This window comes from Streptomyces sp. NBC_01296 (assembly GCF_035984415.1).
Taxonomy (GTDB): Bacteria; Actinomycetota; Actinomycetes; order Streptomycetales; family Streptomycetaceae; genus Streptomyces.
Map to the genome: position 1 here is coordinate 3,454,981 of NZ_CP130720.1, position 23,793 is coordinate 3,478,773.

Sequence of the window (23,793 nt, forward strand, 5' to 3'; positions counted from 1 at the left end):
TGCGCGGCGGGATCGGGTACCCAACTCGGTCTGTCACAAGTCCGTGATAGGGAGGACAACGTGACTGATAACAATCCCTATCGGGCAGAGCCCTCGCGCTACGACTCCATGGAGTACCGGCGCACCGGCCACAGCGGCCTCAAGCTTCCCGCCATCTCCCTCGGCCTCTGGCACAACTTCGGTGACGACAAGTCCCTCGAGTCCCAGCGGGCGATCCTGCGCCGGGCCTTCGACCTGGGCGTCACCCACTTCGACCTGGCGAACAACTACGGCCCGCCCCCCGGCTCGGCCGAGCTCAACTTCGGCAAGATCTTCGCGCAGGACTTCGCCTCCTACCGCGACCAGCTGATCCTCTCCACCAAGGCCGGCTACTTCATGCACGAGGGCCCCTACGGCGAGTGGGGCAGCCGGAAGTACCTGATGAGCTCGCTCGACGCCTCGCTGAAGCGGATGGGCGTGGACTACGTCGACATCTTCTACTCGCACCGCTTCGACCCGGAGACCCCGCTGGAGGAGACCATGGGCGCGCTGGCGTCCGCGGTCCGGCAGGGCAAGGCGCTGTACGTGGGCGTGTCCTCGTACACGGCCGAGCAGACGGCCGAGGCTGCGCGGATCCTGCGCGAGATGGGCATCCGCCCGCTCATCCACCAGCCCTCGTACTCCATGATCAACCGCTGGACGGAGGAGGACGGGCTGCTGGACACCCTGGAGGAGGCCGGCATGGGCTGCATCTCCTTCGCGCCGCTCGCGCAGGGGCTGCTGACCGGCAAGTACCTGAAGGGCATCCCGGAGGACTCGCGTGCCGCCGCGGGCAAGTCCCTGAACCCGGACCTGCTGTCGCAGGACGTGGTCCGCCGCCTCGCCGGCCTGAACGAGATCGCGGCGCGCCGCGGGCAGTCGCTGGCGCAGCTGGCGCTGACCTGGGTGCTGCGGGACGAGCGGATGACCTCGGCGCTGATCGGCGCTTCGAGCGTGTCCCAGCTGGAGCAGAACGTGGCCGCGCTGGGCGGTGCGCCGCTGTCGGAGCAGGAGCTGAAGGAGATCGACTCCTTCGCGGTGTCCACCCCCGGCACCAACATCTGGGCCCAGCGCAGCTGACCTGCGGTTTTGCCCGGGCGGTGGTGGAAATAAAAAACGGGCCGGTCCGTGGGGGGGATACGGACCGGCCCGAGGGGGGGGTTCCACCATAACCCTTCGTAAAGCCTGATGCGTGCATCGACGCAAGATGATTACGCTCCGAAACCACCCAGCAGCACTCCGGTGAGGGCTCCGGCCGTCATGAAGGGGCCGAAAGGGAAGGCCGTCCGGCGGCCTCCGGGGCCCCGCAGCACAAGGGTGAGGCCGTACAGGGCGCCGTAGAGGAACCCGAGGAAGGCTCCGACGGCCCATACCCCCCAGCCGTACCACCCAAGGATGACCCCGAGCGCGAGCGCCAGCTTGACGTCGCCGAAGCCCATGCCGGCGGGGTTGATCAGGAACAGCAGGAGGTACGCCCCTCCGAGCGCGCCCCCACCGAGCAGGGCGCCCGTCCAGGACCCCCCGGCGCCGGGTACGAGGGCTGCCGCCCCGAGCCCGGCGGCGACCGCTCCCGCGAGGGGCAGGGTGAGCACATCGGGCAGCCGCTGCACGGCCAGGTCCACGATCCCGAGCAGGAGCAGCACCGGCGCCACCGCAACCAGCACGACCCCTTCGGGCCGCTCTCCGACAGCTCCGCCCACCACCCCGCACAGCGCGCCGGCGACGGCGCCGCCCCACGCAACGGAAACCCCGTACCGGTGCGACGGCTCCCGCGACGAAGCGCGCGCAGCGGGGTGGCAGCGGGGCAGGCCCAGCCAGCCTCGGATCGGGTGGCCCTCGGGGCAGCGGTCCTGCCAAGGCTCATCCGGCTCGACCGCCAGGCGATACGCGGCCCGCGGCAGCAGCAGCCCCGCAGCCACCCCGTACACGACCGCGGCGACGGTGATCACTGACAGGCCCATCCCGCCGACGGTAGGCGCAGACACCGGCACCCGCATGGGCCCGGGGGCCCAACCGCCCCTACCCTGGCCGCCATGACCACCAGCAACGGCCTGCTCCGCCTCGGGCCGGACCGGGAACCGGTGCCCCTGGAGATCGCGGCCTCCTACCGGGCCCGCACCCGCGGCCTGCTCGGCCGCGACGGCATACCCGGCGCCGCCCTGCTCCTCACCCCGGCCGGGAGCGTGCACACGTTCCGGATGCGGTTCGCGATCGACGTGGCGTACCTCGACCGCCGCCTGCGCGTCATCGCCCTGACGACCATGCCCCCCGGCCGGCTCGGGCTCCCCCGGCTCCGCTCCCGGCACGTCCTGGAGGCCGAGGCCGGGGCCATGACGGCCTGGGGCCTGCGCGTCGGCTCGCAGCTGCACGTCGAGGGACCGGACGGACCGGACCCGTCTCAACTACCGCTAGGCCCGGCGCGGCCCCGGCGGTAGGTTGGGGCGGTTGAGCTGGGGTCTCAGGGGAGCGGCATGACGGAGAACGCGCGGATCAAGGCGCTGGAGCAGATCATGCCGGCGACGCACGGCGCCGACGAGGACATCGACTGGCCGGCCGCCGAGGCCGCCTGGCACACCCGGTTCCCGGCCGATTTCGTCGCCTTCATGGGCCGCTTCGGCGCCGGCTCCATCAACGGCGAGGCCAGCATCCTGCTGCCCCTCCCCAAGCCCGGGCTGCAGTGGGATCCGGCCGAGATGGCCGAGGAGACCGAAAACGCCCGCCAGCTCTGGGAGGCGGAGGGCGGCCGGGCCGCCTTCGGCGTGGACCCCGAGTCGATCATCGCGTGGGGCGTCACCGGCGGCTCCGACATCCTCTGCTGGGTCACCACCGACCCCGATCCGAACCGCTGGCCCGTCCTGGTGGTCGGCCGGCACACCGCCGACGCGTTCGCGGTCCATCCGTACGGCATGGCCGAGTTCCTGTACCGGCTCTGCTCCGACGAGTTCGACGTGAGCCCGGTCAGCATCACCTTCTGGGACGGCGGGCACCTCAGCTTCGTGCACTGGCGCAAGGCCCAGCGCCGCTGGCAGGAGGGCCGCAACCCGGAGACGGGCGAGCCCGACCCCTACGCGGGCGAGTTCACCGACTGAGCCCCGGGCGCACCGGCCCCCTGACCTGATCCGGACCTCCGACCCGTTCCGCAGCCCCAATGGGCCGGAATCGGGCCTTTCGGCATGTCTACGCGCGTCCGATTTGTTGATCACATATCGGAAAACACCACCCGGAAAAGCCGTACTTGGAGCATTGACCACAAGTTCCGACCCAATGGAATCAACCGCCCTTCCGCAGGAGAGAATTCCGGCCAACGGGCCACGGACGGACACCCCAGCCCGGAGCAACTCATAAGTAGTAACGGGACTCAAAAGAAATTCAGGGGAATACACCCGTGCGACGAAGAATCTTCGGCACGGGCGCGACCGCGGTCGTGCTCGGTCTGCTGCTCCCGCTGGCCGGATGCGGCGGTTCAGACAACGGCGCAGGTGACAGCGGAACGCTGCGCCTGGTCGCCGCGGAATACGGCGACAACCAGGCCACCAGTTCCAAGGCCTTCTGGGACAAGGTCACAGTCGATTTCACCAACGCCAACCCCGACATCAAGGTCGAGGTCCAGCTCCTGCCGTGGGCGGACATCGACCGCGAGGTCACCCGTATGGTCAAGTCCGGCAATGCGCCGGACATGGCCCTCATGGGCTCGTACTCGGACTTCGCGGCGCAGAACAAGCTCTATTCCGCGGACGAACTCCTCTCGGTCACCGCCGAGGCGAACTTCCTGCAGCCGCTCGCCGAGGCCGGCTCGGTCGGCAACACCCTCTACGGCCTGCCCTGGGTGGCGAGCAGCCGGCTCCTCTTCTACAACCAGGGCCTCTTCAAGCAGGCCGGCGTCAGCGAGCCCAAGAACTGGTCCGACCTGAAGTCCGCCGCCAAGGCGCTCAAGGACAAGGGCGTGAAGTACCCGTACGCCCTGCCCCTGGGCCCGGAGGAGGCGCATGCCGAGGCGATGATCTGGGAGCTGAGCAACGGCGGCGGCTACGCCGACAGCGCCGGCAACTACAACCTGGCCTCCGACCAGAACATCGAGACCTTCCGCTGGCTGAAGGACAACCTGGTCGGTCCCGGCCTGACCGGGCCCGTCCCGCCGTCGCAGCTCAACCGCGCCGACGCCTTCGCCGCCTTCGTGCGCGGCGAGGTCGGCATGCTGAACGGCTACCCGCAGCTCCTCCACGAGGCGCGTGCCAAGGGCATCGACGTCCGCACCGCGACCATGCCGGTCTCGGACACGCTCGGCTCCGGGGAGACCCCGCCGGCCGTGGGTGTCGCCGACTGGATGATGGCCTTCAAGCAGAACGGAAAGCGCGCGGAGATCGGCAAGTTCCTGGACTTCATCTACCAGGACAAGAACCTGTCGGACTTCGCGGGCCGCTACCACCTGCTGCCCTCGACCGTCTCGGCCTCCCGCAACCCCTCCGGCGCCGGCCTCGACAGCAACGACCAGTTCTTCCTGACGGCCCTGCGCGGCGCCCAGCTGTACCCGGTGAACGACCCGTCCTGGGTGACGGTCAGCGACACCATCAAGCGCAACATCGGCCGCGCCGTGGAACCGAACGGCGACGCGAAGTCCGTCCTCGAGGAGATCGCCGCCAAGGCGAACGAGGCCGCAAAGAAGCACTGAATGCACTGAACTTCCCGCCCGACACGGGGCTTTCGCCCCTGCCGCATCCCACCCCGTGCGGCAGAATGGCTGCCACGGCTCTTGATCCAAGGCCGCGGACCAGTCGCCCGCCGCGTACCCACAAGGTGCACGGGGCGGCCGGCCCTCTCCCTCCCTCTCCGCTCCCTCCGCCTCCGGGTCAGACCCTGCCGTTCTCCGATGAGAACGCCGTCCGGTACTGCTCACAGCTGGAGTCCCAGCTCAACGCCCCCGTGAGCGTGCCGTAGCCCGAGCGTGTGAGCGACCACTCCACCGTGTACTCACCGGTGTCACAGGCGATCCGCTTGCCGCCCGGAACCTTCGCGCGCCCCGTCGCCGGCCGGTCCGCCAGCTCCTGGCGCACCTCGACCGCCTTGGCGTGGTCCGCGGAGCGCAGGACGGCGTGCAGGACGATCGGGTGCCTGCCGTCCTTGGTCGTCACGGCCTTCTTCACCAGCTTCGAGTCCGACACCGCCCAGCCGAAGTCGAACGAGGGCTGCCAGGCCAGGGTCTTGGGGTCGGCGACCCGCCGCTCGTAGTCGGGAGCGCCCGAGGGGCCGGGGCGGGTCACCGTCTTGTACCGGATCCCGGGGTAGAAGCGGAGCTGCCCCTCCAGCTTGTGCATCTCGTCCTTGGTCCACTGCGACTTCATCGTCTTCTCGCCGCCGGCCGGGTCCTGCAGGTACGTACCGTCCGCGGCGGTGGCGGGCTGGCCCAAGGCGGGAGCGAGGGCCGCTGCGGCGGTGGCGAGGGCGAGAGCGGCGATGCGGGTGCGCTTCATGCCCGGCCCAACGGGGCCCCTCGGCGGGCTGCAACGAGGCCGCGCGGGCTTTCACCCGTACGGGATCCGCGCACCGGAATATCGCATGATCATCTTCCGTTCTACCGGGTGAAGCGACGACACCGAGCGACAGGGAGTCCCGATGGGCGCGAGTGCGGGTGTGGGTACGAACGTGTACGGCGCGGTGGCAGCGGGCTGGGAGCCCGTACGGGAGGAGTTCGAGGCCTTCGTCGCGGCCGAGGCGCACTCCCCCGAGGCGCAGTTGGCGGTGTACCGGGACGGCCGCCGCGTGGTCGACCTGTGGGCCGGCGAGGACACCGGCGCCGACACCCTGACCGGGGTCTATTCGATCACCAAGGGCGGCGCGCACCTGGTGGTGGCGCTGCTCGTACAGGACGGCGTACTGGAGCTGGAGCGCCGCGTCTCGGAGTACTGGCCGCAGTTCATGGGCGGCGGCAAGGAGCGCCTGACGGTGCGGCAGCTGGTCTCGCACCAGGCCGGACTGGTCAACACCGCCGAGGGCTTCGACTACGCGGAGATCGCGGACGACGCGCTGATCGCGGCGCGACTGGCCGCGCAGGAGCCGTACTGGGAGCCCGGGACGGCGTACGGGTACCACGCCTTCGTGATCGGCGCGCTGATCGGCGAGGTGGTGCGGCGGGCCACCGGAAAGTCCCTCCAGGAGGTGTTCGAGGAGCGGATCCGCGCACCGTACGGGCTGGACCTGTACATGGGCCTGCCACAGGAGCTGGAGGGCCGCTGGAAGCCGGTGCTGGAGATGCTTCCCACGCCCGAGCAGCTGGCGGCGACGGCCGGGGCCGCGCTGCCGGAGCTCCTGCCGGTCGCGTTCAACGCGCACCGGGAGCCCGCGATGGACCTGCTGGCGTACGGGAACCACCCCAAGGTGAGGGAACTGGGCCCGGCGTCGGCCGGCGGCACAGGAACGGCGCGCGGCGTCGCGGGGATGTACGCGGCCGCGATCAGCGAGGTGGACGGCCGGCCTCCGCTGCTGAAGCCGGAGACGGCGGCCGAGTTCGCGGCGCCCCACACCCCGGGCGAGGACCGGGTGACCGCCGAGGTGGACCACTTCGGGCTGGGCTTCGAGCGGCAGCACGCCGTGGGCCCGCAGGCGTTCGGGCACTGCGGCGCGTCGGGCGGGCTGGGCTGGGCGGACCCGGCGACGGGGCTCGCGTACGGGTATACGCGCCGCCGGTTCGCCTTCCCGGGCGGGGCCGCGCCGGAGAACGAGCGCCTGACGGCGGCGGTGCTGCGGGCGGCCTCGGCCCAGGGGGCGACGGCTCAGGCCTGACCGGTCTCGAAGCGGCTGATGCGGCCGTCGCCGGTGACGGTGAACTGCCAGGCGGTGCGCATCTCGCCCCACGTGTCGTTGCGATAGTCGACGACGAGGGCGCGGCCGCCGTCGGACTCCTTTTCCACGTCCATGTGCCCGTTGGAGGACCAGATCTCCTTCTCGGCCCACTGGGTGATGTCGCGGTCGGAGCCGTCGTCGGACATGGTCGCGCCCTCGGTGAGGACGGCGCGGAAGGCGTTCCGGTCTCCCGCGTTGACGGCGCTGACGAAGGCGCGGACGGCGGGGTCGGTCAGCTGGTTCGACGGGATCACGGGGGCCTCCTGGGCGGTCGTACGGGCTGTGTGCGCGACCAGGGAACACCGCGGGCGGCGCCGGGGCGGCGACCTTCACCCGTTCGCCGCCGGACGGCGTGTCAGGAGGCGTCAGGGGCGGTGCGGACGGGGAAGCCGGTGGGACGGCCCTGGTTCTTCAGCCAGGCCAGCACCTGGTCGAGGGCCGCGACGGTCTGGGTGCGGTTGCCGCCGCCGTCGTGGAAGAGGACGGTCGGGCCGTTGCCTATCTCCGTCTTGACCGTGTTGACGATGGCGGCGACGCCGGGCTTGCCGAAGTCCTTGGTGTCGACATTCCATCCGAGCGGGCGCATGCCGTGCGCGGCGGCGATGCGGCGGCTGTCGGGGGTGAACGCGCCGCCCGGGGCGCGGTAGTACTCCACCGTGGCGCCGCCGCCCGCGGCGTCCTCGATCATCTTCTTCGCGTCCAGGATCTGCTTCTCCTGGTAGTCCACGGGCTTCTTGTCCATGGCCGTGTCGTGGTTCATGGTGTGGTCGCAGAGCCGGTGGCCGCCCGCGACGACCCGCTTGACCAGGTCGGGGTGGGCCTTGGCCTGCGGTCCGATCATGCAGAAGGTCGCCTTCACGTCGTACTTCTCGAGCACCTCGAGGACCTTGGGGGTCCACTGGGGGTCGGGGCCGTCGTCGATGGTGATGTTGACGGCGTTGCCGCCGCTCTCGGAGGCGTGCGCTATGCCGTCGGGTATCTGCGACCGGGGCGCGCCGCCGCCGGCGCCTTGGGCCCCGCCACCCTTCCCGCCACCGCCCTTCGCCCCGTCGTCCGAACCGCCGCCCGTGCCACCGGTGTCGGTCTGGCGGGCCGCGTCCTCGTGCCGGCCGGGGCCCGGTTCCACGAGGGCGGTCACCCCCCACGCCGTCCCGGCCACTGCGGCGGCCGCGGCCACGACGACTGCCCCGGCCCGGATGCCCTGCCTGTTCGCGCGCGCCATGAAGCCCATGGACCGTCCCCTCCCCGTCCGTTCCTGTGTGCGCTCTGCCCTCCAGGACGACCCTCGAAGCGGCGGGGTTCCCGCCAATTCCCCCATAAAATCCAGCTAATAGGACCTTGGTCCTTGATCGCCCCGATTTGGACCCCACCTGAAACAGGACGGAACCACATCAACCTCCCCCGCATCAGCCGCATTCACCGAACTCATGCGTACCCGGCTTGAGGGCAGGAAAAAGCCCGGCCCCGGCGGAAATCCGCCGGGGCCGGGCTGGAGAACGTACGGCCTCGTCAGTGCGAGAAGGACTCCTGCGGAGCCTGCGCCGCCTTGTCGCCGCCCGCGTCGGCGCCCTGGGCCGGGCCCGCGCCCCGCAGCGGGACCTCCTTGACGAACCAGGCGGCCACGAAGCCCAGTACGGCGATGGCCGCACCGAGCAGGAACGCGGAGTGCGTACCGGCGGCGACCGCGTGCTGGTAGGCGTCGCGCACCGCTTCCGGCAGCTTCGCCAGGCTGGCCGCGTCGAGGCGGGCGGCACCGGCCGCGCCGGCGGCCTGCGGGCCGAGGCGCTCGCTCATGGTGTCCGTGACCCGGCTGGTGAACAGCGAGCCCATCAGGGCCACGCCGAACGAGCCGCCGAGCGTACGGAAGAGGGTGGCCGAGGAGGACGCGACGCCCATGTCCTTCATGTCCACGCTGTTCTGCGCGACCAGCATGGTGATCTGCATCAGGAAGCCGAGGCCGGCGCCGAGGATCGCCATGTAGACGCCGGACATCAGACGGCTGGTCTCGGTGTCCATCTGCGCGAGCAGGAAGAGCCCCACGACCATGAAAGCGCCGCCCACGATCGGGAAGACCTTGTACTTGCCGCTGCTGGTGGTGACCCGGCCCGCGATCAGCGAGACGACCATCATCGAGAGCAGCATCGGCAGGAGCAGCAGACCGGAGTTGGTGGCGGAGGCGCCCTGGACCGACTGCTGGAAGAGCGGGAGGTAGAGCACGCCGCCGAACATCGCGAAGCCGACGAGGAAGCCGATGACCGACATGAGTGTGAAGTTGCGGCTGCGGAAGATGTGCAGCGGCATGACGGGCTCGGCGGCCTTGGTCTCGGCGAAGAGGAAGCCGGCGATCGACACGACACCGACGATGATCAGGCCGATGATCTCCCCGGAGCCCCAGGCGTACTCGGTGCCGCCCCAGGTCGTGACCAACACGGTCGAGGTGATGGCGACGGTCAGCAGCGCGGCGCCCAGATAGTCGATCTTGCCCTGGGCCTTCTTCTTGGGCAGGTGCAGGACCGCGCTGACCATGGCGAGCGCGACGGCGCCGAGCGGCAGGTTGATGTAGAAGGACCAGCGCCAGCCCATGTGGTCGGTGATGGTGCCGCCGACGAGCGGTCCGCCGATCATGGCGAGGGCCATCACGCCGGCCATCATGCCCTGGTACTTGCCGCGCTCACGGGGCGGGATCAGGTCGCCGATGATCGCCATGACGCCGACCATCAGACCGCCTGCGCCGAGGCCCTGGATGGCGCGGAAGCCGATCAGCTGGCCCATGTCCTGGGCCATGCCGCTGAGTGCGGAGCCGATCAGGAAGATGACGATGGAGGTGAGGAAGGAGCCCTTCCGCCCGTACATGTCGCCGAGCTTGCCCCAGATCGGCGTGGAGGCCGCGGTGGCCAGCGTGTACGCGGTGACCACCCAGGAGAGGTGCTCCAGACCGCCGAGCTCACCGACGATCGTCGGCATCGCGGTACCGATGATCATGTTGTCGAGCATGGCCAGGAGCATTGCGATCATGAGGGCCATGAGGACGACTCGGACGCTGCGCGGCTTCACCTCCTCGGAGATCTCCGCCGCCTTTGTGTTTTGAGTCATGTCCACTCCCCGTTCACCCACATGCTCCGGACCCTTACTTGCCGACCGGCTAGTTGACTACACTGGGGAAGGTAGACCCGCCACTAGCCGGGCGTCAAGTAAGTAGTTTGGGGAGAGCCATGTCCAGCAGCAGTCCGCAGGCGCGCCGTGGCAATACGCGCCAGCGCATCCAGGACGTCGCACTGGAGCTCTTCGCCGAACAGGGGTACGAGAAGACCTCGCTGCGCGAGATCGCGGAGCGGCTGGAGGTCACGAAGGCGGCGCTGTACTACCACTTCAAGACCAAGGAAGACATCATCATCAGCGTCTTCGAGGACCTGACGAGGCCGATCGACGAGCTGATCGACTGGGCGAAGCAGCAGCCGCGGACGCTGGACATGAAGCGCGAGGTGCTCCGGCGCTACAGCGAGGCGATGGTGGCGGGGGCGCCGCTGTACCGGTTCATGCAGGAGAACCAGGCGACGATGCGGGAGCTGAGCATCGGCGAGACGGTCAAGCGCCGGCTGTTCACGCTGGTCGAGCTGCTCCGCACGGAGGACGGGCCCCTGACGAACCAGGTGCGGTGCGTGAGCGCCCTGTTCACGCTGCACGCGGGGATGATGTTCCTGCAGCACGTGGAGGGCGACCCGGAGGAGACCCGCCTGGCGGCCCTGGAGGTCGCCACGGACCTCATCACGCAGGCCCACGAGGCGACCTGAGGCGGGGGTGGGGGCCGGGCCATGGCCGGACCGGGGCCACCCGAAGATGAGTATCCGCACTCACGTCCGATCGCTCGCCCGCCCATACGGTCGGCGGGTCGGTGTGGAGCGTGTTGTGGAGGCGGACGGATGGGACACGGTCGGGCCATGGCCCGGGCGCAGGCGCACTTCGAGGACTCGGGCCGGCCCCTGCTGCGGAGCGCGGTGGCATGGGTGACCCTGTTGGCGCTGACCGCCACGACAGCGGCGTGCGCGAGGAAGACGGCCGACTTGACCGAGCAGCAGGCCCGGATGCGTGCCGAGGAGATCGTGCAGCAGGCCGTTGCCGGCATGTCTCCGAAACCGGCACTGCGGCAACATCACTACTCCAGCAGTGGGTGCACGACCGAGTTCGGCACCGCCGAGCTGGACCAGGTCTCCGTCGACTACCGGCTCGAGGGCGTGGCCCCTTCTGCCGCGAGGGATCTCGTCCGTCAGGCCCGGGACGCGTGGGTGGCGCTGGGTTACAAGTTCCAGAGCAAAGACTCCGACGGCGACTGGTCGGATCCCGCAGCAGCCGTCTTCATGCACACCAGGCCCGACGACTTCTCGCTGAGCGCCCAGAACAGCATCACGGACAGAGGCACCGGTGACGGCATCGCCTACATCACCGTCCGATCGCCCTGCTACCCGAAGCCCACGGAGAGCCCCTCCCCCTCCCCGTAACCGAGGGCGCCCGCACGGGGAAGGGTCGCCCAGGTCCGGGTCCCGCCACCCGGCTCCCGGGACTCCCCGAAACCCCAGGCCCCGCCGCACTCCCGGACCACGACTGCCATGAGCCGCAGCGCGGCCCGCCGTCGGGCCTCGCAGTGGGCGGCCAGCCGGGGGTGGGAGTGGGGTGCGTGACCGTCGTAGACGGTGAGCCGCAGCGCATCGTCCCGATACCGAACGGAAAGGTAGAGACTCCGCCCAGGATCCAAATGCCAGGAGGCGGCGAGCAGTTCGCCGGTCACCTGCTCGGCGGAGACGGCGATCGCATCGAGCCGGTGCGCATGAAGTACGGACCGTACGGTCCGACGCGCGATCTGCGCGCTGTACGCCTCGCCGGGCACGGTCAGGCTGCAGGTCAGCGCCTCCGGCGAGGGCGGCTCGTCCCCGTCGGGAGCGGGCGGCGAAGCCGGACAGACGGTGAACCGGCCCTGGGCCGACTGCATGAAGGGGTTGAGCATCGCGAACTCCCTGTGGTTGCGAATGGCTCCGCCGTGGGCGTGGTGGCCTGTCGCTGCGGCATGCGCATGCCGCAGCGATGCACTTCAACTCCCGTTGCGTGAGCGGTGCGTTACCCAATGTAGCGCCGAGCGGGCCAAATTTGGCCCGCTCGGCGGGAGAAGTCAGCCGCTCGCGCCCAGAGGGCCTCGGGACGCGCAAGACTTCACGCCATGACCGCGAGGACAGCCACGACAGAGCGCCAGAAGAGGTTGGGGTACGAGCTACGCAGGATGCGTACGGCAGCTGGGGTTTCGGCCGAGTTCGCCGCCGGACTTCTGGGGGTGGACCGGGGCGCCATCTCCGCGATGGAGTCCGGGACGCGCGCCATCTCGACCGAGCGGCTGCGCACGCTGGCCTGCAACTGTGAAGTCACCGATGAGCTGTACATCTCCGGACTGATGGAGATGGCGCAGCCGGCCGGACGCCAGTGGTGGGATCGCTATCGGGGCCAACTCCCCCAGGGCCTCCTGGACATTGCGGAAATGGAAGCTCGCTGCGTCCGCATGCGGGGCGCCTACTCCGTTCACATGCCCGGACTCTTGCAGACCTCCGACCACGCGCTCGCCCTTTTCCGGATGGTGATCCCACCCCTGCCGGAGCGCGAGGTCGCATTGCGGCTGGCGCTACGCGTCGAGCGCCAGCGCATCCTGGACGGCGAGAACGCACCCGAGTTCGTGGCCGTCGTACACGAAGCCGCCCTGCGTATGCAGTTCGGCGGACGCGCCGTCTTGCGCGCACAGCTCGACCACTTGCTCAACCGGTCCGAGCAGGACAATGTGACCGTGCTCGTTCTCCCGTTCGACGCGGGAGGGTTCCCGGGTGCGGGGCAGACCGTGATCTACGCGGAGGGCCCGACAGCACAGCTCGACACCGTGCAGGTCGACAACTCGCATGGCCCCGACTTCATCCACGCCGAGACACAACTCTCGAAGTACCGCGCCCACTTCGCCCTGCTGGAAAGCCTGGCCCTGTCCGCCGAAGCCTCCCGGGACTTCATCCGAACCATCGCAAGCCAGCTGTGAGAGGGGACACCGTGACCACCGTGACCTGGGAAGACCCGTTCTGCGGAGAAGGCAACTCCTGCTACCGGATAGGGATGGACGGAGAGGGCGGGAGCTACATCGCGGTGGCCGGGCAGGAAGCGGCGTACGTCAGCGACACGGCGGACGCGCTGCGGCAGCTGATCCGGGATATCAAGGCCGGCAAGGCCGACCACCTGCTGGCGGACTGACCCGTGGGGACGTGTACGGGCCGTGCCCGTACACGTCCCCACGGCACACCCCACGCGGTGGCGCTGATGCAGATCCAGCGGCCGAACGAGGCCATCGCCGCCTACGGGCCCGAGTTCCTCGTGGTCCGATCGGCCGGCGACCGTCCCGAGGAGCGGATGAAGGCGATCAGGTCGTCGGCGTAGCGGTCCGGGTGGGTGAGGTGGGGGACGTGCCCGTCCCCCACCAGCGTCCGCATCTGCGCACGGCCGCCGAGCGCGGTGGCGAGCTTGCCGACGATCACCGGGAACCACGGCGGGCTCTCGCTGCCGAAGGTCAGCATCGCGGGGCCGGTGTAGCCGGAGAGGCGGGCGAGGTCGAGGCTCGCCCAGTCCGGGTCGCCGTGTTCGTCCATGAACGTGGGGGCGTTCGCGGTGAACGTCTCGCGGAACTGTTCCGGCAGCTGCTCCCAGCCGCCCGGTCCGATGGCGACGTCGTCCACGAACCGCTGGGCGCCGGCCCGGTCCTCGCCCGCGCGCAGGGCCGCGAGGACGCCGTCGAGGGCGGCCTCCATGGCCTGGAGCACCGGGCGCAGCTCCCGGTCCTCGTCGCCCACGATGCCCATGAGCGGGGGCTCGTGCGCGGCCAGGCTGCGCAGCAGCTCCGGGCGGCGGCAGGCGAGGCCGAGCGCGGTCGAGGCCCCGAACGAGTTCCCGGCCACGTGAACCGGGGCGCCGAGGGTCTCGATGAGCGACGCGAGGTCGTCCTCGTCCTGCCGCCGGCTGCCCTGCCCCGGCGGGCGCTCGCTGCGGCTGTGGCCGCGCCGGTCGTAGACCAGTACGCGGAACGACTGCGCGAGGCGGGGGACGACGAGCTGCCAGTTCTCGTGGTCGACCCACGAGCCGTGGACCAGGACCAGGGGTTCGCCCTCGCCCGCGACCTCGTAGTAGAGGTCCACGCCGTTCACACGAGCCCGCGCCATGCCGAGACTCCTCACCTGGGATGCCGGAGGGGGACCGAGCTCCCGCGCAGAGACATACCGCGGGCCGGTGAACGGCACACCTCCCCACGGGTCAGCAGGTGAGGCGGCGGTCCTCGGCGGTGATCGGGATGTCGTTGATGCTGGCCTCGCGGCGGCGCATCAGCCCGTTGCCGTCGAACTCCCACTGCTCGTTGCCGTGGCTGCGCCACCACTGGCCGGCGGCGTCGTGCCACTCGTACTCGAAGCGGACGGAGATCCGGTTGCCGGTGTACGCCCACAGTTCCTTGCGGAGCCGGTAGTCGAGCTCGCGCTCCCACTTCTCGGCGAGGAACTGCCGGATCTCGTCGCGGCCGCTGAGGAAGCGGTCGCGATTGCGCCAGAACGAGTTCTCGGTGTAGGCGAGCGCGACGCGCTCGGGGTCACGGCTGTTCCAGGCGTCCTCGGCGGCCTGGACCTTGGCTCGGGCGGATTCCTCGGTGAACGGCGGCACGGGCGGGCGTACGGCGGGGTCGGTCATGGGCGCACCTCTGTCGGAGGAAGGAGCAGAGAACGGTCGTTCTCGACAAGGGGAGACGATAGAGAACGAGCGTTCTCCGCGCAAGCGATTCTGGGCTACGCTGCCTCCATGGACGACGAAGAGGCCCGCACCCGGCTGCTGGACGCGGCGGAGGCGCTGTTCTACGCCGAGGGCATCCAGGCCGTCGGCATGGACCGCATCCGCACGGATTCGGGGGTGCCGCTCAAGCGGCTCTACAAGGTCTTCCCGGCCAAGGAGGCCCTGGTCACGGCCTACCTCGAACGCCGCGACCGCCGCTGGACGGCGAGCCTGCGCGGCGCGGTGGCGAATTCCGCGGATCCGGTCGAGGCCGTCTTCGACTGGCTGGCGCAGTGGTTCTCGGAGCCGGACTTCCGGGGCTGCGCGTTCCTGAACGCGTACGGGGAGCTGGGCACGGGCCCCGCCGGGGTGCTGGACGTCGTACGCCGCCACAAGGCGGAGCTGCGGGAGCTGCTGGCGGAGCTGGCCGGCCCCGGCCGCGAGGAGCTCGCGGAGCAGCTGCTGATCCTCGTCGAGGGCGCGACGGCGGTGGCGGCCCTATCCCCCGGCCCCGAGCCGGCCCACCGCGCCCGCGAGGCGGCGTCCGCCCTGCTGCTCGCCCAGGAGACGGGCATGCGCTAGATTGAACGCGTTCAACTTGCTGCGGAGCAGAGTGCGGGGGCGGCCATGACGGCGACGGAGCCGACCGGAAGAGCCGGCAGGCCCTGGACGCGCCGGGTGCGGCCCGTCCACCCCTGGCAGACCAAGATCGCGCTGACCGCCCTGATCCTCCCGGCACCGATCACGCTCACCTTGCTCTGCGCGGGCGCGCCGGCCTTCCGGCTGGTCGCGACCCTCCTGTTGTTCTCGGCGCCTCTGGCCTTCCGGGCGGACCGGGCGCGGTTCATGACGTCCTGCGTGGTCCTCGGGATCGCGCTGGCAGGGTGGTCGATCCTCGGCGCGTGGGAAGGCACCTTGATCTTCTTCCCTTCGGCGCTGCTCCTGCTGTGCGCGGCGTTCGCGGATCCGCGCGAGTACCAGGGACCGGCCACGGCCGTGACCGCGCTCGCCTGCCTGCTGGCGGTGGTCCCCGGGTTGTTCTTCGTCGGCTGCCTGGCGGGACTCGTCGTCTAGTTGCCGCCGGCGGCGGTGGTGCGGGGGAAGGTGATCTCGACCCGGCGGTTCTTCTTGCGGCCTTCCTCGGTGCCGTTGTCGGCGATCGGGTAGTCCTCGCTGTAGCCCCGGACGTCGTAGACGACGCCGGGGCTGGTGACGGTCTTGGCGAGCTCCGTCTGAACGGCGTCGGCGCGCTGCTTGGAGAGCTCCTTGCCGTGCTCGTAACTGCCCTGGTCGTCGGTGAACCCGAAGACCCGGACCCGGGTCGCCTTCTGCGTGTTGATCTCGCTGGCGATGGCCTGTATCCGGGCGGCGGCCTGGGCGTTGAAGACGGCACTGTTCTCGGGGAAGAGCACCTCGGACTGCAGCGCCATCATGACGGACTGGTTCGTCTCCTGCCGCCGCTGCTCACCGCCCAGGTCTTCGACGACCTCGGCGATGTCCAGGACCTTGATCGGAGCCAGGGTTCCACCCTGGGGGATCTTCAGCCCGGGAGCGTTGGAGTCGATGGGCACGGGCGCGGCGGCGGAGGGCTCCGTGCCGGGAGGTGCCGACGGCTTGACGTCGTCAGCGTAGGCGCTGGACGCGCCGATCAGATGGGCGCCGGCAATGACGAGACCGACGACAGCTGTCGCAGCGGAGACACGGTGGCGTTTATTCATGGGGTCACCCGGAGATTTTGATGGTGGCCGTGGCAAAGGTGGGCAGGCTCATCTCGACCTCCATGGTGGCTGCCGGTGGCGCCGGGAACTGCGCGAAGAAGGGCACCGATTGCCCGGCTTCGATGATGGCCAGTCCGGTGGTGCACAAGCACCTGCCATCCGTGTCGCGGAGGACGTAGTAGCGCTTCTTCCCGGCCTTGTCGACCAGGGTGACGCCCGCCACCGAAACACCGCTGGAGTTGAGTTCATTGCCGCGCCATGGTGCGGTGTTGACGTAGGGGGCGGCACCGGTGTTCTTCAACTGGCCTTCCACGGTCAAGAATCCACCCCCATCCCGAGCCGCCTTGTTGATGGTCAGGGTCATGCCGGCTTCGCCGTTGACCGTGGCGAGCACTTCCTGCGGCGTGGGCTTGGGGCTGCCATTCGGCGCCTGGGCCTTGGGCGCGTCCCCTTGAGACTTCGACGCTGGGGCCTGGGGCGCCTTGGGCTTGTTGTCGTCTCCCCCGCCACAACCCGCCGCTGTGATCGCCAAAAGGACCGCAACTGCGGCAGCCGCTCCCCCGCGGACCTTTGCCGAGTGCCGAGTGCTCATCTATGCAGCTTCCTTCTCTCGCGTACTTGTCAGTCGACCAGTCGAACCGTGAAGAGCACCCTCGCCAGCTTGGTCAGCGGGCCCGGTTTCGCCGGATCCAAGGCGAGAGACTTCCCGTCGCAGACGAAGGTGACGCCTCCCGCTCCCGGTGACGGGCTCGGACTTGGCGTCGGACTTGGCGTCTGGGCGGGCGGGGTGGGATCCGGGGCCGACCTCAGGGAACACCGAGGCTTGATAGCCGCCTTGGCTGCGGCCTTACCGTGGATTCCCTCGGTACCCGGCACAACCGACTGCCCGACAGTCCCGTTCGTTGTCACCGTCACGGTGACAACGGGGATGGCCGCTACACACTCCGCGGTGGCATCGTTCAAGGCGGCAAACTCGTCTGCCTTTTCACACGCCCCGTCCCCGGCGAGAAGGTCACCGTCGACAAGCTTCGCCCAGTCGGTGGGCTTGAGGCTGAGCAAGTCGAGCCCCAGAAATGCGTTGTCCCTGGCTTCGCCAGCAGCGGCAAGGGCCGCCGCATCAGCGGCTCCTTGCGCATTGCTGCGTGTGACGCCCGCCTGACCCACGACGAAGAAGGCCAAAGCGGCGAAGAGCAGGCCGACCACCGCGACCGCGTAGATCGGGAATGCCTGTCCGCGATCGTCGCGCAATCCGCGCAGGCTCACTTCCCCGCGGTGATACTCGCGACTGCACCCGTGATCTTGGTGGTGATGGCCTGACCGATGCCCGTGCCGATGATCGCGCCGATGATCACCACGACCACCAGGATGATGCCCAGGTATTCGAAGGCCGTCTGGCCTCGATCGTTCGCGCCCTTGCCCTCGTACCGCTTCCGCATCCTCGCCAGGGTGTTCTGCAACATGGGGGTTCCCTCCCGGGCCGGTGCCGCTGTTGGTTTGCGGACCGTACGGGGAGTCACCGGTGATAACCAAGGGTCCCGGGGCCCAATTACGGACCCACTGCGCACTCCGTCTACCCATGGCCGGTCACCCCTGGACGGGCCGTTCCCAGCCAGCGCGCTATCGCCTCGCTGCGGCTCGTGCTCTGGAGCTTCGCGAAGATGCGGTTGATGTGGTTCTTGACCGTCTTCTCGCTGATGAAGCAGGTGGCCGCGATCTGCTGGTTGCTCATCCCGGACGCGATCAGATCCATGATCTCCACCTCCCTCGAACTCAGGCCGAAGAGAACCGAGTTGTGCAGTCGCTCAGGAGAGCGTGCCACAGATCGTTGCGGTTGCGAAGAGGTCCGGAGGTTGGCGAGGAGCGCGCTCGCCGCCGTCGTCGTGAAGTGGGCCCGGCCCTCGCGGACGTCGCGGACGGCTCGGACCAGGTCCTCGGGCGTGAATTCGCCGTGGACCAGGTAGCCTCCCGCGCCCAGGAGGAGGGATTCTCGGACGATCTCCGATTCCTGGCTGTACGTCAGCATCAGTACGGGCGCCAGCTGTACGAGGTGCGGCAGCGCCGAGATGCCGTCGACGCCCGGCATGCGGACGTCCAGCAGGATCACGTCCGGGGCGTGCCGGCGGGTGAGGCTGAGGGCCTCGCGGCCGTCCGATGCCTGGGCCACCACCTCCAGGTCCCCGGCCGTGGCCAAGAGGGCCGACAGGCCCGCCCGTACGACCGGGTTGTCGTCGGCGATCAGGACGCGGAGCGGCATCACGGGCTCCCCTCCGGGGTCAGGGCCACGAGCGGGAGGTCCAGGCGGACGAGGGTTCCGGGGCCGGACGGCCGGGCTCCGATGTGGAGGCGGGCGCCGATCGACGCCGCGCGTTCCGTCATCCCGAGCAGCCCGAAGCGGCCCCTGCGGCGTCGGGCATCGGGCGGGAGGCCGCAGCCGTTGTCCTCGATGGTCAGGGTGAGGTCCCTCGCGTCCACCGCCGCCTTGACCGTCACGCGCGAGGCTCCCGCGTGGCGGCGGGCGTTCTCCAGGGCCTCCGAGGCGACCGCCAGGAGGTGGTGCGCCACTGCGGAGGGGAGCACGGGGAGGACCCCCTCCGTACGGAGCTCCGCGTCCGCGCCGACCAGGCGGCGGAGTTCCCCTGACAGCGAGACCCCCGGCGCATCCGCCTCGCACCGCAGGTCCGTCAGCAGTGCCCGGGATTCCGCCGCCGCCGCGCGGGCCGCGCCGGAGAGGAAAGCGGCCTGGCGGCGCAGGGCCGCCGGGTCCGTGGTGCGGGCGAGGGCGTCCGCCGCCAGGGCCAGGCCGTGCAGGGTCTTCGACACCGAGTCGTGCATCTCGCGGGCCAGGTGGTCCCGTTCGGCGCGCACCGCCTCGGCCACCGCCAGCCGGGCCCGCGTCTCCGTCAGGGCCTGGCTCGCCGAGCCGAAGCGGAAGAGCAGGTCCCGCAGCGAGGCGCCGGCCGCGCCCGCCAGGAGGCAGAGCACCGGCAGGGTCAGGTCGGCGCCGCCCACGGCCGCCACCAGGGCCGCCGCCAGGGCCGCGTAGACCGCCGAACCGCGCCACCCGTGGACCAGCCCGGCCAGCAGCGGTGTGCAGAGCACGGCGAAGCCGAGGGGCGAGTCCGGCGTGGCCGTGACCAGCAGCAGCCCGCAGAACGCCATGTCCGGGGCCAGCAGCCAGCGGTGGCGCAGCAGCAGCGGCCCGAAGCGCTCCCAGTCGCGGAAGAGCACGTACGAGAGCATGAAGGTGAGCAGGACCGCGCCGCCAACGAGGTACATCGGCCCGCCGCGGGCCGTGCGCCCCAGTGCCAGCGGCGCGCCCAGGCCGATCACCACCATCCGGAACGCGAACACCCTGCGGCACAGGGCCTGGAGGGCGTTCACCTGGAGGGTGAAGGAGGGCCTGCCCGTGCGCTGCGCCCTCCCCCGCGCCGCCAGGCCGGTCCGGGGGATGTGGAGGACCGCCATGGCTCACCCGCCCCCGAGCATCGCGCCGAAGTCGACGTCCGCGCCGTACACGAAGCCGCAGACCAGCAGGATCAGCGTGCCCGGCAGCATGAACATCGTCACCGCGAACGTGGCCTTCGGGACGGCCCGGGCGGCCCGCCGCCGGGCGTTCTGGGCATCCGTACGGCGCATGTCCTCGGCGATCGCGATCAGCGTCTCGACGATCGGCGAGCCCAGCTCCTCGCCCTGCTGGAGCGCGGTCACGAACTGCGCCACCTGCTCGGAGTCGTTGCGCGCGCGCAGTTCGTCGAAGGCCTGGCGGCGGCTGACGCCCATGTCCATCTGCTGCAGGGTGATCCGGATCTCGTCCGACCAGGGGCCCTCGTACTTGCCGGCCACCCGCTCCAGCGCCTGCCGGAAGCCGAGCCCCGCGCTCACGACGACCGCCAGCACGTCCAGGAAGTCCGGCAGCGTCCGCTCGATGTGGTCGCGGCGGACCCGGATCGCCGACCACAGGCCGACCTCGATCCAGAACAGGCCGAAGGCGACCATCAGCAGGGCCGGTACGAGCTGGCCGTTGATCAGCATCGAGAACGCGCCGAGCGCGCCCAGGAACCCGTACACCGCACGGCGCGCCGCGTACCGGTCGATCGTCAGGCCCGCCGGATTGCCCGCCAGGTCGATCTGGCGGCGCTTGCGGGCGACCCGGTTCGGGCCCATCAGGCGCAGGACGAGCGGCGCCCAGCGGATGCCGAGCCGGTCCACGGCCGAGCCGACCGCCGTCGTACGGGTGGCGCCGACCTCCAGGGCGAGCGCGAGGTCGCTCGGCAGTTTCGTCTCGGCGCGGTAGAGGCGGATGCCGTGGAAGACGCCGAAGACCGACACCCCCAGCAGCAGGGCCAGCAGCAGAGCCGTCATGTCCGTCGCCCCCTCACACGTCGATCTTCGAGAGGCGGCGGATCAGGACGAAGCCGAGCGTGAAGAGCCCGATCGCCACCAGCACCGCCGTCTGGCCGATGAACGCGCCGGTCATCCGGTCCAGCGCGCCCGGCATCATCACGTTCACCAGCAGCAGCGAGCCGAGTCCGATCGCCGGTACCAGGTAGGCCGTCACCGTCACCTGGGAGAGCTGGGTGCGGATCTCGCGCCGCGTCTCCTTGCGCTGCTCCAGCGTCACCGTGAGGTTGCGCAGGCTGCCGACGATGGCGCCGCCCGCGCGCGCGGACAGGACGAGCGTGGAGACGAGGACGACCAGTTCCCGGGAGGGAAGCCGCTGCGCGATCTCGCCGAGGGACTCCTCGATGGAGTGCCCGACGGCGAGCCGGTCGGCGACGCGCGCGAGCTCCTCGCCCGCCGGGGCCTCCAGCTCCTCCGCCGCTATGGCGATGGCCGTACGCAGGGCCAGCCCGGCCTGGGTGGCATTGGCGAGGATGCGGGCGAGCTCGGGGAGCTGGTTGATGAACCGCTCGGTGCGGCGCGCCCGCTGCCAGTTGAGGAAGGCGTCCGCCGCCCACAGGCCGATCAGGCCGGCCACCGGGCCGAAGAACGGGGCCAGGAAGCTCGCCGCGACGAGCCACACGCCGGCGACGGACATCAGCACGTAGACGAAGAACTCGCCGGGCGTGAGGTCCAGGCCGGTCACGGCCAGCTTCACCTCGATCCGCTTGCCCAGCGCGGTTCTGCGCAGACGCCGGTCCACGCCGGGGAAGCGGCGCCTGCGGCCCGTCGGCTCCGGTGCGCCGTCCGTGGCGAGGCGTTCGATGAGGGCGGCGCGCTGGGCGCGGCCGGCGGCGTAGGCGTGGACGCCGACGACCACGAGGACGCAGGCCAGCAGCGTGGCGCCGAGGGTGAGGAGGATGAGTGGGTTCACAGGACGGTCCGGGTGATGCGGGTGGCGAGCTGGTCGTCGGACATGGCGACCCCGAAGGCCTGCGGGATCGGCTGGTTGTTCATGTAGAGGCGGTCCGCGATCCGGCGCGGCAGCGGGTAGTACTCGAAGTAGCCGTGGACGCGGCCGTCGGGGCCCATCGGCTGGGCGGCGAACCGGCACACGGTGGTGATGCGGAAGGGCTCGCGGCCGTGCGAGTCGAGGATGGCGATCTCGGTGAGGCGGCGCGAGCCGTCGCCGAAGCGGGTCAGCTGGACGACCACGTTCACCGCGCTGTTGATCTGGTCCTGCAGGGCCTCGAAGGGGACTTCCACCTCGGACATGGAGGCGAGGGTCTGCAGGCGCATCAGGGCGTCCTCGGCGCTGTTCGCGTGGACGGTGGCCAGGGAGCCGTCGTGGCCGGTCGACATCGCCTGGAGCATGTCGAGCGTCTCGCCGCCGCGGACCTCGCCGACGATGATGCGGTCGGGGCGCATGCGCAGGGAGTTGCGGACGAGGTCGCGGATGGTGATCCGGCCCTTGCCCTCCACGTTCGCCGGGCGGGATTCCAGGCGGATGACGTGCGCCTGCTGGAGCTGGAGCTCCGCCGAGTCCTCGATGGTGATGATCCGCTCGCCCTCGGGGATCAGGCCGGAGAGGGCGTTGAGGAGCGTGGTCTTCCCGGTGCCGGTGGCCCCCGACACGATGACGTTCATCTTCGCCTGGACCAGGCCGGACAGGAGCAGGAGCATCTGCTCGTCCAGCGAGCCGAGGCCGATCATCTCGTGCAGGGTGAACGCGCGCGGGAAGCGGCGGATCGTGAGGGTGGCCCCGGTCAGGGACAGCGGCGGAATGATCACGTTGACGCGCTCGCCGCTGGGCAGGCGCGCGTCGACCATCGGATTGGCCTCGTCCACCCGGCGGTTGACGGTGGAGACGATCCGCTCGATGGTCTGCATCAGCTGCTCGTGCGAGGCGAAGCGCAGGGGCAGCTGCTCGACGCGGCCGGCGCGCTCGACGAAGATCTGGTCCGGTCCGTTGACCATGATCTCGGAGATCGAGGCGTCCTCGAGGAGCGGTTCGAGCACACCGAGGCCGAGCGCCTCGTCCACGACCCGGCGGATCAGCTGCGCCCGCTCGACGGTGGAAAGGACGGGCCCCTCGCGGCTGATGATGTGCCCGAGCACGCGCTCCAGCCGGGCCCGGCGCTCGGCGGGCGCGAGCGCGGACATCTCGGCGAGGTCGATCTCCTCCAGCAGCTTCGCCCGGTACGCGGAGACCAGCCGGCCGTCCTCGCGGGGACTGTGCCGGTCGTCGGGGGTGTTGACCCGGGAACGCAGGCTCATGGACCGGTCACCTTCGGATCGTCGTTGGGCATGATGGCCGTTGCCCTGGCCGGGTCGATGGACAGGCCCGGCACGATGGACTTGATCGGGATGCTGACCTTCGCGGTGACTGCGTCAGGGCCCGCAAGCACGTCGATCGTCGCGTCGAGGCCGGAGCTGATGGCCGCCCTGCCCGCCGCCGAGCCGGCGCCCGGGTTGCGGGCCTCCACGCGTGCGGCGGTGCGGGCAGCGGTCTCGGCCTGCTGGTGGACGTAGCCGACCCAGCCGAGCTGGATCCCGCACAGGGCGACGAACAGCAGGATCGGGATGAAGCCGATGTACTCCAGGGCCACTTGGCCCCGGTCCCGGTCGCGTTTCACCTCAGTCCTCCTCTTCCTTCGCGGAGCCGCCCTCGCCCGTGATGGGGGTACCGATGCCGAGGCCCGGGAAGAGGACCGGGAGGTTGAGCTTCACGGTCGCCTTGTAGACGTCGCCGGACTCCCGGCAGTCCACACCCATGTTCCAGGCGCCCCCGACATGCCGGCGCGCAGCGGCATCGCACGCCCCGTCCCCGTGCACCGCCCCCACCCGCGCCGCCTCGTCCGCCGCGTTGCCCGCCAGGGAGAACGCGTACCCGATCAGTACGCACTCCCACACCGCCGCCACGAGCAGCAGGATCAGCGGCACCATGCCGACGAACTCGATCGCCACCTGGCCGCGGTCTCCCCGGGCGGCGCGGGCGGGTCTCCGCGCGGACATG

The 23,793-nt window shown here is 70.4% G+C and carries 30 protein-coding genes; 11 read left to right on the plus strand and 19 right to left on the minus strand.

Annotation, left to right across the window (positions count from 1 at the left end):
• Nucleotides 1-60: 60 nt before the first annotated feature.
• Nucleotides 61-1,098 carry an L-glyceraldehyde 3-phosphate reductase gene (mgrA, locus tag OG299_RS15340; protein ID WP_266625982.1) on the plus strand — a complete coding sequence of 346 codons (1,038 nt, stop codon included), beginning with the start codon at nucleotides 61-63 and terminating at the stop codon, nucleotides 1,096-1,098.
• Nucleotides 1,099-1,229: 131 nt separating this feature from the next.
• Here mgrA and OG299_RS15345 read toward each other — a convergent pair whose 3' ends face one another.
• Entirely contained in the window at nucleotides 1,230-1,979 is a 750-nt protein-coding gene (locus OG299_RS15345) for a prepilin peptidase (protein ID WP_327361761.1), read from the minus strand.
• Nucleotides 1,980-2,051: 72 nt separating this feature from the next.
• Here OG299_RS15345 and OG299_RS15350 point away from each other — a divergent pair, with 72 nt between their 5' ends.
• The 3 genes from OG299_RS15350 (at nucleotide 2,052) to OG299_RS15360 (ending at nucleotide 4,687) form a co-directional block, all read left to right on the plus strand.
• Nucleotides 2,052-2,453 carry a DUF192 domain-containing protein gene (locus OG299_RS15350; RefSeq protein ID WP_327361762.1) on the plus strand — a complete coding sequence of 134 codons (402 nt, stop codon included), beginning with the start codon at nucleotides 2,052-2,054 and terminating at the stop codon, nucleotides 2,451-2,453.
• A 36-nt stretch (nucleotides 2,454-2,489) separates the two neighbouring features.
• Entirely contained in the window at nucleotides 2,490-3,107 is a 618-nt protein-coding gene (locus OG299_RS15355; RefSeq protein ID WP_266625987.1) for an SMI1/KNR4 family protein, read from the plus strand.
• A 296-nt stretch (nucleotides 3,108-3,403) separates the two neighbouring features.
• Nucleotides 3,404-4,687: an ABC transporter substrate-binding protein gene (locus tag OG299_RS15360; RefSeq protein ID WP_327361764.1), complete on the plus strand. Its 1,284-nt coding sequence runs from the start codon at nucleotides 3,404-3,406 to the stop codon at nucleotides 4,685-4,687.
• 178 nt (nucleotides 4,688-4,865) lie between these two features.
• Here the strand turns inward: OG299_RS15360 and OG299_RS15365 are convergent, their stop codons facing one another.
• Complete coding sequence (locus tag OG299_RS15365) at nucleotides 4,866-5,486, minus strand: hypothetical protein (protein WP_327361765.1); 621 nt, start codon at nucleotides 5,484-5,486, stop codon at nucleotides 4,866-4,868.
• 142 nt (nucleotides 5,487-5,628) lie between these two features.
• On the opposite strand from OG299_RS15365, the gene OG299_RS15370 reads away from it, so the two are divergent.
• Complete coding sequence (locus tag OG299_RS15370) at nucleotides 5,629-6,795, plus strand: serine hydrolase domain-containing protein (RefSeq protein ID WP_327361766.1); 1,167 nt, start codon at nucleotides 5,629-5,631, stop codon at nucleotides 6,793-6,795.
• Here the strand turns inward: OG299_RS15370 and OG299_RS15375 are convergent.
• The 3 genes from OG299_RS15375 to OG299_RS15385 form a co-directional block, all read right to left on the minus strand.
• A complete protein-coding gene (locus tag OG299_RS15375; protein WP_266625995.1) occupies nucleotides 6,786-7,109 on the minus strand; it encodes a nuclear transport factor 2 family protein in 324 nt (107 codons plus the stop codon). The genes OG299_RS15370 and OG299_RS15375 overlap by 10 nt on opposite strands.
• A gap of 101 nt (nucleotides 7,110-7,210) precedes the next feature.
• The gene (locus OG299_RS15380) at nucleotides 7,211-8,077 is read right to left on the minus strand and encodes a polysaccharide deacetylase family protein (RefSeq protein ID WP_266633265.1); all 867 of its coding nucleotides are present in this window, start codon (nucleotides 8,075-8,077) and stop codon (nucleotides 7,211-7,213) included.
• A 287-nt stretch (nucleotides 8,078-8,364) separates the two neighbouring features.
• A complete protein-coding gene (locus OG299_RS15385; RefSeq protein WP_327361767.1) occupies nucleotides 8,365-9,948 on the minus strand; it encodes an MDR family MFS transporter in 1,584 nt (527 codons plus the stop codon).
• A gap of 119 nt (nucleotides 9,949-10,067) precedes the next feature.
• Here OG299_RS15385 and OG299_RS15390 point away from each other — a divergent pair, with 119 nt between their 5' ends.
• Both OG299_RS15390 and OG299_RS15395 read left to right on the plus strand, forming a co-directional pair.
• Entirely contained in the window at nucleotides 10,068-10,646 is a 579-nt protein-coding gene (locus OG299_RS15390; RefSeq protein ID WP_327361768.1) for a TetR/AcrR family transcriptional regulator, read from the plus strand.
• 129 nt (nucleotides 10,647-10,775) lie between these two features.
• Nucleotides 10,776-11,351 (plus strand): hypothetical protein, encoded by a 576-nt coding sequence (locus OG299_RS15395; protein WP_327361769.1) that lies wholly within the window; start codon nucleotides 10,776-10,778, stop codon nucleotides 11,349-11,351.
• Here OG299_RS15395 and OG299_RS15400 read toward each other — a convergent pair.
• Nucleotides 11,312-11,854 carry an ATP-binding protein gene (locus OG299_RS15400; RefSeq protein ID WP_327361770.1) on the minus strand — a complete coding sequence of 181 codons (543 nt, stop codon included), beginning with the start codon at nucleotides 11,852-11,854 and terminating at the stop codon, nucleotides 11,312-11,314. The genes OG299_RS15395 and OG299_RS15400 overlap by 40 nt on opposite strands.
• Before the next feature lie 210 nt (nucleotides 11,855-12,064).
• Here OG299_RS15400 and OG299_RS15405 point away from each other — a divergent pair, with 210 nt between their 5' ends.
• Complete coding sequence (locus OG299_RS15405; protein ID WP_327361771.1) at nucleotides 12,065-12,916, plus strand: helix-turn-helix domain-containing protein; 852 nt, start codon at nucleotides 12,065-12,067, stop codon at nucleotides 12,914-12,916.
• 11 nt (nucleotides 12,917-12,927) lie between these two features.
• Nucleotides 12,928-13,125 carry a hypothetical protein gene (locus OG299_RS15410; RefSeq protein WP_327361772.1) on the plus strand — a complete coding sequence of 66 codons (198 nt, stop codon included), beginning with the start codon at nucleotides 12,928-12,930 and terminating at the stop codon, nucleotides 13,123-13,125.
• A gap of 101 nt (nucleotides 13,126-13,226) precedes the next feature.
• Here OG299_RS15410 and OG299_RS15415 read toward each other — a convergent pair whose 3' ends face one another.
• Together OG299_RS15415 and OG299_RS15420 are read right to left on the minus strand one after the other, a co-directional pair.
• Nucleotides 13,227-14,084 (minus strand): alpha/beta fold hydrolase, encoded by an 858-nt coding sequence (locus OG299_RS15415; protein ID WP_327361773.1) that lies wholly within the window; start codon nucleotides 14,082-14,084, stop codon nucleotides 13,227-13,229.
• Between the two features lie 91 nt (nucleotides 14,085-14,175).
• Nucleotides 14,176-14,601, minus strand: a complete 426-nt coding sequence (locus OG299_RS15420) for a nuclear transport factor 2 family protein (RefSeq protein ID WP_327361774.1) — start codon at nucleotides 14,599-14,601, stop codon at nucleotides 14,176-14,178.
• A gap of 108 nt (nucleotides 14,602-14,709) precedes the next feature.
• On the opposite strand from OG299_RS15420, the gene OG299_RS15425 reads away from it, so the two are divergent.
• Entirely contained in the window at nucleotides 14,710-15,261 is a 552-nt protein-coding gene (locus OG299_RS15425) for a TetR/AcrR family transcriptional regulator (RefSeq protein ID WP_327361775.1), read from the plus strand.
• 45 nt (nucleotides 15,262-15,306) lie between these two features.
• Complete coding sequence (locus tag OG299_RS15430; RefSeq protein WP_327361776.1) at nucleotides 15,307-15,753, plus strand: hypothetical protein; 447 nt, start codon at nucleotides 15,307-15,309, stop codon at nucleotides 15,751-15,753.
• Here the strand turns inward: OG299_RS15430 and OG299_RS15435 are convergent.
• The 11 genes from OG299_RS15435 to OG299_RS15485 form a co-directional block, all read right to left on the minus strand.
• The gene (locus OG299_RS15435; protein ID WP_327361777.1) at nucleotides 15,750-16,397 is read right to left on the minus strand and encodes an OmpA family protein; all 648 of its coding nucleotides are present in this window, start codon (nucleotides 16,395-16,397) and stop codon (nucleotides 15,750-15,752) included. The genes OG299_RS15430 and OG299_RS15435 overlap by 4 nt on opposite strands.
• Before the next feature lie 4 nt (nucleotides 16,398-16,401).
• On the minus strand, nucleotides 16,402-16,989 hold the full coding sequence (locus tag OG299_RS15440) for a hypothetical protein (protein WP_266626014.1): 588 nt from the start codon (nucleotides 16,987-16,989) through the stop codon (nucleotides 16,402-16,404).
• A gap of 29 nt (nucleotides 16,990-17,018) precedes the next feature.
• On the minus strand, nucleotides 17,019-17,660 hold the full coding sequence (locus OG299_RS15445) for a pilus assembly protein TadG-related protein (RefSeq protein ID WP_327361778.1): 642 nt from the start codon (nucleotides 17,658-17,660) through the stop codon (nucleotides 17,019-17,021).
• A complete protein-coding gene (locus OG299_RS15450; RefSeq protein ID WP_327361779.1) occupies nucleotides 17,657-17,857 on the minus strand; it encodes a hypothetical protein in 201 nt (66 codons plus the stop codon). The genes OG299_RS15445 and OG299_RS15450 overlap by 4 nt, the downstream gene beginning before the upstream one ends.
• Nucleotides 17,858-17,967: 110 nt before the next feature.
• A complete protein-coding gene (locus tag OG299_RS15455) occupies nucleotides 17,968-18,651 on the minus strand; it encodes a response regulator (RefSeq protein WP_327361780.1) in 684 nt (227 codons plus the stop codon).
• A complete protein-coding gene (locus OG299_RS15460; RefSeq protein WP_327361781.1) occupies nucleotides 18,651-19,862 on the minus strand; it encodes a sensor histidine kinase in 1,212 nt (403 codons plus the stop codon). The genes OG299_RS15455 and OG299_RS15460 overlap by 1 nt, the downstream gene beginning before the upstream one ends.
• 3 nt (nucleotides 19,863-19,865) lie before the next feature.
• The gene (locus OG299_RS15465) at nucleotides 19,866-20,759 is read right to left on the minus strand and encodes a DUF5936 domain-containing protein (protein WP_327361782.1); all 894 of its coding nucleotides are present in this window, start codon (nucleotides 20,757-20,759) and stop codon (nucleotides 19,866-19,868) included.
• Nucleotides 20,760-20,772: 13 nt separating this feature from the next.
• The gene (locus OG299_RS15470) at nucleotides 20,773-21,711 is read right to left on the minus strand and encodes a type II secretion system F family protein (protein ID WP_266626025.1); all 939 of its coding nucleotides are present in this window, start codon (nucleotides 21,709-21,711) and stop codon (nucleotides 20,773-20,775) included.
• The gene (locus tag OG299_RS15475; RefSeq protein WP_266626027.1) at nucleotides 21,708-23,054 is read right to left on the minus strand and encodes a TadA family conjugal transfer-associated ATPase; all 1,347 of its coding nucleotides are present in this window, start codon (nucleotides 23,052-23,054) and stop codon (nucleotides 21,708-21,710) included. Before OG299_RS15475 ends, OG299_RS15470 begins: the two co-directional genes overlap by 4 nt.
• The gene (locus tag OG299_RS15480; RefSeq protein WP_266626029.1) at nucleotides 23,051-23,413 is read right to left on the minus strand and encodes a TadE/TadG family type IV pilus assembly protein; all 363 of its coding nucleotides are present in this window, start codon (nucleotides 23,411-23,413) and stop codon (nucleotides 23,051-23,053) included. Before OG299_RS15480 ends, OG299_RS15475 begins: the two co-directional genes overlap by 4 nt.
• A 1-nt stretch (nucleotide 23,414) precedes the next feature.
• Nucleotides 23,415-23,792 carry a TadE/TadG family type IV pilus assembly protein gene (locus tag OG299_RS15485; protein WP_266626031.1) on the minus strand — a complete coding sequence of 126 codons (378 nt, stop codon included), beginning with the start codon at nucleotides 23,790-23,792 and terminating at the stop codon, nucleotides 23,415-23,417.
• Nucleotide 23,793 lies beyond the last annotated feature (1 nt).

What these genes read in the sequence shown, in the direction of transcription:
- OG299_RS15345 (WP_327361761.1), bottom strand. Translation starts at nt 1,979, where the DNA reads ATGGGCCTGTCAGTGATCACCGTCGCCGCGGTCGTGTACGGGGTGGCT.
- OG299_RS15350 (WP_327361762.1), top strand. Translation starts at nt 2,052, where the DNA reads ATGACCACCAGCAACGGCCTGCTCCGCCTCGGGCCGGACCGGGAACCG.
- OG299_RS15355 (WP_266625987.1), top strand. Translation starts at nt 2,490, where the DNA reads ATGACGGAGAACGCGCGGATCAAGGCGCTGGAGCAGATCATGCCGGCG.
- OG299_RS15365 (WP_327361765.1), bottom strand. Translation starts at nt 5,486, where the DNA reads ATGAAGCGCACCCGCATCGCCGCTCTCGCCCTCGCCACCGCCGCAGCG.
- OG299_RS15370 (WP_327361766.1), top strand. Translation starts at nt 5,629, where the DNA reads ATGGGCGCGAGTGCGGGTGTGGGTACGAACGTGTACGGCGCGGTGGCA.
- OG299_RS15380 (WP_266633265.1), bottom strand. Translation starts at nt 8,077, where the DNA reads ATGGCGCGCGCGAACAGGCAGGGCATCCGGGCCGGGGCAGTCGTCGTG.
- OG299_RS15385 (WP_327361767.1), bottom strand. Translation starts at nt 9,948, where the DNA reads ATGACTCAAAACACAAAGGCGGCGGAGATCTCCGAGGAGGTGAAGCCG.
- OG299_RS15390 (WP_327361768.1), top strand. Translation starts at nt 10,068, where the DNA reads ATGTCCAGCAGCAGTCCGCAGGCGCGCCGTGGCAATACGCGCCAGCGC.
- OG299_RS15395 (WP_327361769.1), top strand. Translation starts at nt 10,776, where the DNA reads ATGGGACACGGTCGGGCCATGGCCCGGGCGCAGGCGCACTTCGAGGAC.
- OG299_RS15400 (WP_327361770.1), bottom strand. Translation starts at nt 11,854, where the DNA reads ATGCTCAACCCCTTCATGCAGTCGGCCCAGGGCCGGTTCACCGTCTGT.
- OG299_RS15405 (WP_327361771.1), top strand. Translation starts at nt 12,065, where the DNA reads ATGACCGCGAGGACAGCCACGACAGAGCGCCAGAAGAGGTTGGGGTAC.
- OG299_RS15415 (WP_327361773.1), bottom strand. Translation starts at nt 14,084, where the DNA reads ATGGCGCGGGCTCGTGTGAACGGCGTGGACCTCTACTACGAGGTCGCG.
- OG299_RS15420 (WP_327361774.1), bottom strand. Translation starts at nt 14,601, where the DNA reads ATGACCGACCCCGCCGTACGCCCGCCCGTGCCGCCGTTCACCGAGGAA.
- OG299_RS15425 (WP_327361775.1), top strand. Translation starts at nt 14,710, where the DNA reads ATGGACGACGAAGAGGCCCGCACCCGGCTGCTGGACGCGGCGGAGGCG.
- OG299_RS15430 (WP_327361776.1), top strand. Translation starts at nt 15,307, where the DNA reads ATGACGGCGACGGAGCCGACCGGAAGAGCCGGCAGGCCCTGGACGCGC.
- OG299_RS15435 (WP_327361777.1), bottom strand. Translation starts at nt 16,397, where the DNA reads ATGAATAAACGCCACCGTGTCTCCGCTGCGACAGCTGTCGTCGGTCTC.
- OG299_RS15440 (WP_266626014.1), bottom strand. Translation starts at nt 16,989, where the DNA reads ATGAGCACTCGGCACTCGGCAAAGGTCCGCGGGGGAGCGGCTGCCGCA.
- OG299_RS15450 (WP_327361779.1), bottom strand. Translation starts at nt 17,857, where the DNA reads ATGTTGCAGAACACCCTGGCGAGGATGCGGAAGCGGTACGAGGGCAAG.
- OG299_RS15455 (WP_327361780.1), bottom strand. Translation starts at nt 18,651, where the DNA reads ATGCCGCTCCGCGTCCTGATCGCCGACGACAACCCGGTCGTACGGGCG.
- OG299_RS15460 (WP_327361781.1), bottom strand. Translation starts at nt 19,862, where the DNA reads ATGGCGGTCCTCCACATCCCCCGGACCGGCCTGGCGGCGCGGGGGAGG.
- OG299_RS15465 (WP_327361782.1), bottom strand. Translation starts at nt 20,759, where the DNA reads ATGACGGCTCTGCTGCTGGCCCTGCTGCTGGGGGTGTCGGTCTTCGGC.
- OG299_RS15475 (WP_266626027.1), bottom strand. Translation starts at nt 23,054, where the DNA reads ATGAGCCTGCGTTCCCGGGTCAACACCCCCGACGACCGGCACAGTCCC.
- OG299_RS15485 (WP_266626031.1), bottom strand. Translation starts at nt 23,792, where the DNA reads ATGTCCGCGCGGAGACCCGCCCGCGCCGCCCGGGGAGACCGCGGCCAG.